This window comes from Saccharopolyspora elongata, assembly GCF_004348985.1.
Lineage (GTDB): Bacteria > Actinomycetota > Actinomycetes > Mycobacteriales > Pseudonocardiaceae > Saccharopolyspora > Saccharopolyspora elongata.
Genome location: NZ_SMKW01000033.1, coordinates 94,261 through 104,541 on the forward strand (window position 1 = coordinate 94,261; position 10,281 = coordinate 104,541).

General features: G+C 68.3%; 5 protein-coding genes and 1 pseudogene. 4 read left to right on the top strand and 2 right to left on the bottom strand.

The genetic code is table 11. The features are described from left to right. Positions 1–8 precede the first annotated feature (8 nt). The 4 genes from E1288_RS24045 (at position 9) to E1288_RS24060 (ending at position 8,801) form a co-directional block, all read left to right on the top strand. Complete coding sequence (locus tag E1288_RS24045; RefSeq protein WP_132488706.1) at positions 9–4,556, top strand: beta-ketoacyl synthase N-terminal-like domain-containing protein; 4,548 nt, start codon at positions 9–11, stop codon at positions 4,554–4,556. Between the two features lie 271 nt (positions 4,557–4,827). After that, a complete protein-coding gene (fabD, locus tag E1288_RS24050; RefSeq protein WP_132488708.1) occupies positions 4,828–5,817 on the top strand; it encodes an ACP S-malonyltransferase in 990 nt (329 codons plus the stop codon). Positions 5,818–5,887: 70 nt separating this feature from the next. After that, positions 5,888–7,450, top strand: a complete 1,563-nt coding sequence (locus E1288_RS24055) for an AMP-binding protein (RefSeq protein WP_132488710.1) — start codon at positions 5,888–5,890, stop codon at positions 7,448–7,450. Positions 7,451–7,535: 85 nt separating this feature from the next. Beyond that, entirely contained in the window at positions 7,536–8,801 is a 1,266-nt protein-coding gene (locus E1288_RS24060; RefSeq protein WP_132488712.1) for an MFS transporter, read from the top strand. A 361-nt stretch (positions 8,802–9,162) separates the two neighbouring features. On the opposite strand, the gene E1288_RS24065 is transcribed toward E1288_RS24060, so the two are convergent. Together E1288_RS24065 and E1288_RS48950 are read right to left on the bottom strand one after the other, a co-directional pair. Then, a complete protein-coding gene (locus tag E1288_RS24065) occupies positions 9,163–10,020 on the bottom strand; it encodes a phosphotransferase enzyme family protein (RefSeq protein WP_235883769.1) in 858 nt (285 codons plus the stop codon). 121 nt (positions 10,021–10,141) lie between these two features. After that, positions 10,142–10,281 (bottom strand): annotated as a pseudogene (locus E1288_RS48950) (IS5/IS1182 family transposase); the annotation flags it as partial.

Here is a 10,281-nt window from a genome sequence, read left to right on the forward strand (position 1 = left end):
GACCGATCATGAAACGGCTGCTGTGCGACTTCCTGTGGTCTCACCTGCGTGTTCTCGGGGCGTTCAGCCGATCCGAGCAGACGTTGGGTGCGGCGCGGGAAGCGGCCGGTCTGCTGCCGGTGTACGACTTGTGGTTCGCCGAGTGCGTTCGCGTCCTCGAGGTCGAGGGCTACCTCGAGCGCCGGGACGACAGCATCCTGGTCGGCGAAGCCCGGGGGCACCGGCCGCTCGATGAGCTGTGGCGCGAGTGGGAGGCGGAAAAGCCGCACTGGCAGGGGAATCCCGACCTGGCCGCCACCCATCTGCTGGTGGAGACGACGCTCCGGGTCCTGCCCGACATCGTCACCGGGAAGCGGCGTGCCACGGAGGTCATGTTCCCGGGTGCGTCGGTGGAGCTGGTCGAGAACGCGTACAAGTCCAACCCGGCATCGATCTACTTCAGCACGGCACTCGCCGCCAAGCTGGTCGCCCACCTGCGGCGCCGGGCTGATGCCGAGGCCGGTTTCGAGCCGAGGATCCTGGAGATCGGCGCAGGAACCGGTGCGACGAGCGCCATCGTCCTGGACGCCATCCGGGCCGAGGGCCTGGCGGTGCGGGAGTACCGCTACACGGATCTCTCCCGGGCGTTCCTGGAACACGCCGAGCGGTCCTACGGGCCGACCAGCCCGTTCCTGACCTACGGCATCCTGGACATCGAGCACGCGGTGGCCGAGCAGGGAATCCCCGTCGGCGAGTACGACGTGGTCATCGCCGCCAACGTGCTGCACGCCACCCGGAACATCCGGAACACGTTGCGAAACGCCAAGGCGCCCCTGAAAAGGGGCGGAATCCTGCTGCTCAACGAGGTGACGGCGAACAACTTCCTCAACGCGTTCACCTTCGGTCTGCTCGAAGGGTGGTGGCTCTACGACGACGCGGAGTCGCGGATCCCGGGCAGCCCGCTCCTGTCGGTCGAAGGCTGGCAGCGCGTCCTCGCCGAGGAGGGGTACGGGCCGGTCACCCTGCCGCTGCGGGAAGCCACTGATCTCGGTCAGCAGATCATCGTGGCCGAGAGCGACGGAGTCGTGCGGCAGGCGAGCACGGCGGCGCGCGAGTCCGTGCCGGATCAAGCGCCGGAGTCGGTTGAGAGGGCGCCGGTACGCGAAAACCCGGCCCCGGTCAGCCAGAGCGGTGAGTCCGCGCCCGCGGATCGCCTGCTCGACCACGTTGCGGGGACAGTGCTCGACGTGCTGGCGGAATCGCTGCGCATCGACCGCTCCCGCATCGCGCGTGACGAGCCGTTCTCGAACTACGGTCTCGATTCCATCTTCGCGGTGAACGTGGCCCGTGCCGTCGGTGAGCAGCTCGACATCGACCTGGACATCACGGTGCTCTTCGAGCACGGGACCGTAGCGGAGCTCAGCGAGTTCATCGTCACCGAGTACGCCTCCGAGATCCAAGCTCCGCTCCAGCCCGAAACCCCGGGCCCCAGCGGAGAAAGCGCCGGAGGCGCTCCCCCGGAAGTGAGCGCACCTGCTGGCGCGGTGCCGATCGGGGAGGAGGCCGAGCCCGAGGCGATGGCCATCGTGGGGATGTCCGCGAGGTTCCCCCAGGCCAACGACATCGAGGAGTTCTGGCGAGTCGTCGAACAGGGCGTACGCTGCATCACCAGCCCGCCGATGCGGCGCGCTGACTGGGCCCTCCAGGGCGACGGCGTGGACACGGCCGCGATCCGGGGCGGGTTCATGGACGAGATCCACGAATTCGACCCGCTCTTCTTCGGCATGTCGATGACCGAGGCGCGGCAGGTGACCCCCGAGCTCCGCTTGATGTTGATGGCGGCGTGGAACGCCATCGAGGACGCGGGTTATCAGCCTGCAGAGCTGCGGACGCGGCCCACGGGGGTGTTCGTCGCCGCCACCGCCAGCGAGTACGAGCCCGGAGCGCCGGACGCCGACGGCGGGCCGAGCCTGATGAGCTCGCCGGCGCCCGCGCTGATCCCCAATCGCATTTCCTACGTGTTCGACCTGCACGGTCCGAGCGAGCAGTGCGACACGACGTGCTCGTCGTCGCTGGTGGCCCTGCACCGCGCCATCCGGTCCATCCGCGACGGGGAATGCGACCAGGCCCTCGTCGGCGGCGTGAACCTGATCATGTCACCGGCCCGCTTCGCCGGAATGCGGGCGGCGGGGATGCTCAGCCCCAGCGGGGACGTGCGCCCGTTCCAGCAGGACGCCGACGGCACCGTGCGCAGCGAGGGTGCCGGCGCCGTGCTGATCAAGCCGCTCAGCAGGGCGATCGACGACGGGGACACCATCTACGGCGTGGTGCGCGGCACCGGCGTCGCCCACGGCGGCAAGGGCGTGTCGTTCACGGCGCCGAACGTCCGCGGCATGAAGTCCGCCATCGCACGCGCCTACGCCGACGCGGGTATCGACCCCGGCACCGTCTCCTACGTCGAAGCCCACGGCATGAGCTCGATGCTGGCGGACAGCGCGGAGATCGCGGCGCTCCGCGCGAGCCTGGGAGGCGACACCGCGGCGCCGGACGGCGAAGACTCCGCCATCTACCTCGGCAGCGTGAAGCCGTCCATCGGGCACACCGAGGTGTTCTCGGGTCTGGCAGCGCTGGTGAAAACCGTCCAGGCCGTGCGACGCGGCGTGGTCCCGGCGATTCCCGGCTTCGGGCGTCTGCACGAGAACATCTCCCTGGCGGGAACCCGGCTCCGGGTGGCCGCGGAGACCGTCCCGTGGCCCGTCCGCACCGGCGACGACGGCCGTGCGCTCCCGCGTCGTGCGAGCATCAACAGCTTCGGGATCGGGGGCGTGAACGCGCACGCGGTGCTCGAACAGCACCTGCCCGTCCACGGCGAGGACGCGCAGGAGAGCACGCATTCGCCGCAGATCCTCGTGCTCTCGGCCAAGACCGGGAACGCCCTCCGCGAACGGGCGAGGCAGTTCGTCGACTGGTCGACGAACGCGGTCCCGGAGAATTGGGCGGACGTCGCATACACCCTGCAGGTCGGGCGCGAGGCGATGGACTGCAGGCTGGCGCTGATCGCGGCCACCGCTGACGAGGCGGCCGAGGTGCTCCGCGGATGGCTCGACGACGACCCGGAGATGCGCGCGCGGGTGGCCGTCGCCGACGGTGCGCAGCGCGACCGCGGCATCGTCGACTCGTCCGCCGACACCGACGAGTTCCTCCGTTCCCTCGTGTCGCAGCGGCGCATGGATCTCCTGGCCGACCGCTGGGTGGCGGGCGCGTCCGTGGATTGGAGCCTGCTGCACCAGGGGGCGCGACGCCGGAGGATTCCGCTGCCGGGCTACCCGTTCGAACGGCGGATGTGCTTCGACATGCAGTCCCCGGGCCGGTCGGTCCCCGCACCGGCGGCCGTCGGTGAACGCGTCGGCGCGGTGGGGCCGGAGGACTTCGTCACCGGTCTCGTGGCGTCGGTGCTGGGCCTCGAAAAGCACGAGGTCGACGGCTCGAAGGCGCTGGCCGACTACGGTCTCAACTCGCTGCTCCTGGTGGCGGTGCTGGGCCGCCTCCGCGGCGCGTTCCCGGCGTTCCAGCCGGATTGGCTGCAGCCGAACGACACCCTGGACGACGTGGTCGCCCGGCTGTCGACCGTGGCCGCGGACGGCAGCCTGCCCGAGGGCCCGCAGTTCCCGGAGCTCGTGCACTTGAACGGCGTGACCGAGGGCAGGCCGGTGTTCTGGATCCACGGCGCGTTGGCCAGCGTCGAGACGTACCGCACGATCGCCGCGAAGATCGACCGCCCGTTCTACGGAATCCAGGCCCGTGGCTTCATGACGGAACACGCGCCCGTCGAAGGCATTCCGAAGATGGCCGAGTACTACACCGAGATCATCCGCGCGGTGCAGCCCGAGGGCCCCTACGACGTCGGCGGGTTCTGCCTGGGCGGAATCGTCTCCTACGAGATCACCCGCCTGCTCCAGCAGCAGGGGCACGCGGTGAACTCGCTGATCATGGTGGACTCGCCGGACGGCACCGGCCTGGCGAAGTCGAACGCCAGCGGGTCCGCGACGGCCCGGAGCGCGGCCATGCAGGTGGTGAACTCGTTGCTCTGGCCGGCCGGGGAGAAGGACCTCGCCGAGGTGACGCGACTGCTGATCCACCAGGACGAGGTCGACGCCACGGTGGACGAGGCCGAACTCGTGCGGCGGCTCGCCGATCTCGCCGTCGAGCGGGGCCTGTCCATGAGCCGCGAGCAGATCGTGGACTTCACCCTCCGCAACATCGGGGTGCAGCTCGCCTACGGGCTCGCCGACTACGAGGTCCGGCCGCTGGTGGACCCGACGGCCGTGGACTGCACGTACTTCCGGAACCGCCGGGGGCTCTTCCTCGGTGATCTCGAACCGTACTTCCAAGTGGCCAGCGAGACCTTCTCCCTGGACCACGTCAACTACCGGCAGGACTGGGAGCGCGAGCTCCCGGCGCTGCGAGTGGTGGACATCGACGCGGCCAACCACATGACCATCCTGCACGACGACGGTCCGCTCGCCGCGATCGAGCAGACGTGCGTGGAGACCTACGTCGAAGGCGGCGCCGCCTGATGAGCCTTTTTCATCCCGCTGCGACCGTAGCCGCGACGCTTGAGCGCCCAGCAAGTGCGAGTTCTCGCAAGCGCGAAGCGCTTAGCCCACTCTCGCAACCGGCACCGCCGCGGGTTCTCAGAGCTTTCCTGGCGAGGACGGCCCCTCCGCCGTGTATTGGACATACATCAGGAGGGGCACCCACAGACCAGGGAAGCTCTGAGGTTCCGCTACCCGCACCGCTATGCAAAACGAGGTTGGAAAACCCTCATTTTCGATGCGAGGTCAGCTGATGCGATCCTACGTCTTCCCGGGTCAGGGAGTGCAGAAGAAGGGAATGGGCAAGGGCCTGTTCGAGCACTTCCCGGAGCTGTGCCGGCAAGCCGACGAGGTGCTCGGGTATTCGATCGAGGCGCTGTGCCTGGAAAATCCCGACCGGCAGCTGAGCAGAACCACGTACGCGCAGCCCGCGATCTACGTCGTGAACGCGCTGCACTACCTGACGGCGCGCCGGCAGGACGCGGCGCCCGCGGATTACCTGGCAGGCCACAGCCTCGGCGAGTACAACGCGCTTTTCGCGGCAGGCGCCTTCGATTTCGAAACCGGCTTGCGGCTGGTGAAGCGTCGCGCGGAGCTGATGGGCCAGGCCGACGGCGGCGGGATGGCGGCGGTGGTCGGCGTGTCCGGGGAAACCATCGCGGAGACGCTGGAAGCGCATGGCGTCGCTGGGGTCGTCATCGCCAACTACAACGCTCCCGAGCAGCACGTGCTGTCCGGGAGCAAGGAAGAATTGGAGCGGATCAAGCCGGTCTTCGAAAAGCTGGACGGCGTCCGGGGATTTGTTCCGCTCCGGGTCAGCGGGGCCTTCCACTCGCCGTGGATGGCGACGGCCGCCGAGGAGTTCCGGGCGTTCCTGGACACGGTCGAGTTCGGTGAGATCCGGACGCCGGTCGTCTCCAACGTGACCGGCCTGCCCTTCGGATCGGGCGCGCAAGCCATCCGGGAAACGCTGGCCGATCAGATAACCCACGCGGTCCGATGGGTGGAGTGCGTGCGGTACATGCGAAAAGCCGGCGTGTCGACCTTCGAGGAACTGGGCGGGAGCAAGGTCCTGACGTCCCTCATCGACCAGATCCCGGCGGAGGAGCCGAAAGACGCCGCGCCCTGGCGCGAATATCGCGACGAGCGCGTATTGGCACTGCTTCGCGGTTGCGCGAACGGAACCCTCAGCGTCGACGAAGTTATTGCAACGATCCGCGCCGGCGGAACGTCTCATCGGTGAGCGACCGAGCCTGCCGGGCTCGACCCCGTCGCTGAAGCGCACATCTCGCAGCAATGGAGTTCTTCCAGTCATGATGTTCATCGATTACCTCGACCGAGGTTCCAGCATCAACCCCCAGGCGCCGTGCATGGTCGATCCCGACGGCACCGTGTTGATGACGCACGAGGAGTTCACCTCGGTCAGCCACCGGGTCGCGGTGGGGCTGTTGAAAGAGGGCTTAGAGCAGGGCGAACGCGTGTCGATACTGAGCCCGCCCGACGCGTACGCGTTCGCCTGCGCGGTCGGCGTGATCCGCGCCGGCGGCATCTGGATGGCGGGGCACGCGGCCAGCGCGGCGGACGACCTCGTCGACTTCCTCAACCTCGCGAAGTGCACCCGGCTGATCTACCACGGTTCTCAGGCCGAGCTCGCCGCAACGCTCATCGAGCGCGTCCCCACCCTGCGGACGACGGTTTCGATCGGCCCCGGCCGCGAGGGCGACCCGGAACTGACCACGTGGATGGCACCGGAAGGCGCGACGGCGCCGCTGCTCCCGGTGGATTCCAGCCAGAACATGCTGTTCATCAGAACCGGTGGCACCACCGGCAAACCGAAGATCGTGCCGATCAACAACCGGCAGGCGCACCTGATGTACGTCGCGGTGAGCGCGCACGCCGCCGAACCCGAGCCGCCCCGCTACATCTGCGCGACGCCGCTGGCCCACGCCGGCGGTTCGTTCGCCTTCCCGGCGATCGGCGCAGGGGGATCGGTCATCATCCACCGGGAAGCGGTGCCCGAGGAGATCCTGACCTCCATCGAGCGCAACCGGGTGACCCGTCTTTTCCTGCCGCCCTCGAACCTGTACGAGCTCCTGGCACATCCGTCGGTCCGCGACCACGACTACTCCTCGCTGCGCCACTTCTTCCTGACGGCATCGCCCGTCGCCCCCGAGCGAATGGCCGAGGCCGTGGACGTGTTCGGGCCGGTCATGACCCAGTTCTACTCGCAGTCCGAGGCGCCGCTGGCCCTCACGGTGCTCACCGCCGAGGACGCCGCACGGGCCGTGGCCCCGGACGGTGACCGCAGGCTACTGGCCTCCTGCGGCAAGCCGACGGTCGTCGCCCGCGTCGAGATCATCGACGACGACGGCAACGTCCTGCCGCCCGAGCGGACCGGCGAGATCGCCGTCCGCTCCGACCTGGTGTTCCCCGGCTACTGGGAGAACCCGGAGGCGACCGCCGAAACCCGGCGGCCGGGCGGCTGGCACGGCACCGGCGACATCGGCCTGCGCGACGCGGACGGCTACATCTACATCGTCGACCGTAAGAAGGACCTGATCGTCACCCGCGGCGGGCTCAACGTCTTCTCCTCGGAGGTGGAGGCGGTGATCCACACCTTCCCCGAGGTCCACGACTGCGCGGTGATCGGCCTGCCGGACGACGAGTGGGGCGAGGCGGTCACCGCGGTCGTCGAGCCGAAGCCGGGTCGGGACATCGATGCCGAGGCGATCATCCGGACCTGCGAGGAGCGGCTCGGCCCGGTGAAGGCGCCCAAGTCGATCCTGGTCCGCGGCCTGCCCCGGTCGCCCGCCGGCAAGGTGCTCAAGCGCGAGCTGCGCGACGAGTACTGGAACGCCCAGGCGCGGAAGGTGTGATGGCGGCAGTGCGTCAGGACCCGCCGGCGGCGGACTTCCGCCCGGCCTGGCGGTGGAAGTCGAAGTACGTCGCCAGGAGGAATCAATGAGTGAAACAGTGGGGGGCAGGCTCGGCCGCGATCAGGTGGCCGGGCCCGGTGCCGAGATCCTGCGCGGCTGGCGGCCGTTGACCGCCGCCACGATCGGCATCGGTCTCGGGATCGCGTCGCTGCCGTTCTACACCTTCGGGTTGTTCATCCCGGAGCTAGAGGCGGAGTTCGGCTGGAGCCGCAGCCAGATCTCGTCGGTGCTGTTCATCGGCTCCATCATCAACATCATCCTGTCGCCCCTGATCGGTTTGGTCGTCGACCGCTACGGCGTGCGGATCCCGTCGGCGCTGTCGCTCGCCGCGCTCGGCGGGATATTCATGGCGCTCTCGGCAGTCGGGCAGCCCTTCACGAGCTTCCTGCTGCTGTCGGCCCTGATGTACGTGCTGGCGGCGGCCTCTTCGCCGGTCTCGTTCACCCGCGCGGTCAACGAGCGGTTCGACCGGGCTCGCGGGATCGCACTCGGCATCGCCTTGGCAGGTGCGGGGCTCGTCGCGTTCCTCGCACCACAGATCCTCGGTGCGCAGATCGCGGAGGACTGGCGCGCTGTCTACCGCATCCTGGGGATCGTGGTGCTGGTGGGCGCGGTGGTCGTCGGCGTGCTGATGCCGCGCTCGCGCGGGCTCGCTCGCGCGGCAGCCCGCAAGGAGGTGTCCGCCGCCCCGCGGCTCGCGCCGCTGCTGCGCACCGCGCTTTTCGGCCGCCTCGCGGTGACTTTCCTCCTCCTCGCGCTCGCCCTCGGCGGCATGTCGGTGCACTTGGTCCCGCTGTTGCGCGACGCCGGTGTGTCGGCCGCTTCCGCGGCGGGAACGGCCAGCCTCGTCGGTGTGGCGCTGATCGTCGGGCGGCTGGTGGTGGGTCTGCTCGTCGACCGCTTCTTCGCGCCGAAGGTCGCCGCCATCGTGCTCGCCGTCGCCGCGGCCGGGTTCCTCGCCCTGCTGCTCGGCGGCCCCGACCTCGCCGTCGTGGCCGCGATCGGCCTCGGCCTGTCGCTGGGCGGCGAGGTGGACGTCATGGGGTACCTCACCGCCCGCTACTACGACCTGGCCTGCTACGGCCGCCTGTTCGGCGTGCTGTACGCGATCTTCGTGGTCGGGATCGGTGCAAGCCCGTTGCTGATCTCGTGGCTGCGCAGCGCGACCGGTGGTTACGACATCGCCCTCGTCGCGTCCGTGGGGCTTCTCGCCGTCGCGAGCGTTCTGCTGCTGACTGCACCGCGGTTCCCGGACAAGAGCACGGCAGAGCGGGAGGAAGTGAGCGTGTGAAGCAGCCTCCTGAGGTCTGCTCATCGCGATCTCGTTGATGACGCCTTCTGCGGCGCCGTCCCGTCGGGCAGGGTGAGCCCGGCGGTGACGGCGCCGCAGTCCTCGTGCGAGTCAGCGAGTCGAGGACGAGGGGAGCGTCACCGGCGAGGATCGCCTGCGCGGGAAACGCCGCAATCGCCACGCGTCGTGAACGTCGGGATCGGACAGGGCGAACACGGTCACTTCCTTCGCATCAGGCCGGTTTCGAGGTACTCCTCAGACTGGATAGCCGCGGTGCCGGAAAATGATGAAGCGCCCCGGCGGGCCTTAACGCGCTGGTAGCTCTGGAGGCCTTCAGCTCAGCGATTGTTGATCTCGACTTTCATGGGACGGGGTGCCAGCCTGGCCAGGGGCGTGTTCCGTGCTCACCGCGTAAACAGGCGAGGCGGTGGGCCAACTGAGGCTGGACCGTGGGGTTTGTGCTGGCTACTTGCGCTGCCATAGTGGTCATTCGAAGCTCGCGGATGTTTCGCAGGACCTCGAAGCCGTCCCAATCTGTGACGTCGTAGCCGTAGGTTTTGCAATAGGCTCGCCATTTTTCGGCGTCGATCATTTGCGTCGTGACGTACCCGACCGCGGTTGATACGAGGTCCCACTCAGGAGGACCGAACGCGCAGCGTTCAAAGTCGTGGAGAACTGGGCCGTCCGCTGTTAAGGCGACGTTGCCCCGCCATGCGTCCCCGTGGATAGCACGTCGGGGCATACCTTTCGGCAGGTCGGCGTACGCGCCTTCAAGCTCGGACAACCTTTGGCGCATCCACGCACGATCGTCCGGGGACAACGCGCGTGCTTCGTTGATCCGATCCGCGAGGCGGACGAACGGTGACAGTTCGGGAAGGTCGAACTTGGGCGCTGGCAGACTGTGAAAGTCCCGCAGCACCGCAGCGACGTCGGCGGTCGTGCCTTGTTGATGTGGTGGTAGCTCATGCCAGAACGTGACGGCGTGTCCGAGAGCAACAACCGGCTGCTCGACGTCGCGACGGGGACGCACGGCGGCTACTCCGTTGTCTTCTAACCAGGTCGCGACGTTGATTTCCTTTGCCGCTGCCGCATCTTGGCCGGTTCGAGCGATGCGTGCGACGACGCCATTTGGAAGGCGGTAGAGGGCATTTTCACCGAGCCGGATCACCTCGGCGCCGTCCGATCTCAGACCGACCCGACGGCTTGCCGCGTTGAGCACTGCTATTAATGATGAGCTGTTCATGCGGTCACTACTGCCGAGCCGATCCGATTGCATAGTTCGGCGACCTCGTCGAGGCGCGCATGTGGTCGGCTAGCACGGCGGAGCTCTCTAAGGGTTCCTAACAAAGGGTCTTGATGTGTCGGTAGCAGATGATGCAGGTGGCCAGGCCGAGGAACGCTTCGTGGATGTCGTCGCGGCGTTCCCAGCGGATGCGGAGGCGTCGCATGCCGTGGTACCAGGCGATTGTGCGCTCGACGA

What these genes read in the sequence shown, in the direction of transcription:
- E1288_RS24045 (WP_132488706.1), top strand. Translation starts at nt 9, where the DNA reads ATGAAACGGCTGCTGTGCGACTTCCTGTGGTCTCACCTGCGTGTTCTC.
- fabD (WP_132488708.1), top strand. Translation starts at nt 4,828, where the DNA reads ATGCGATCCTACGTCTTCCCGGGTCAGGGAGTGCAGAAGAAGGGAATG.
- E1288_RS24055 (WP_132488710.1), top strand. Translation starts at nt 5,888, where the DNA reads ATGATGTTCATCGATTACCTCGACCGAGGTTCCAGCATCAACCCCCAG.
- E1288_RS24060 (WP_132488712.1), top strand. Translation starts at nt 7,536, where the DNA reads ATGAGTGAAACAGTGGGGGGCAGGCTCGGCCGCGATCAGGTGGCCGGG.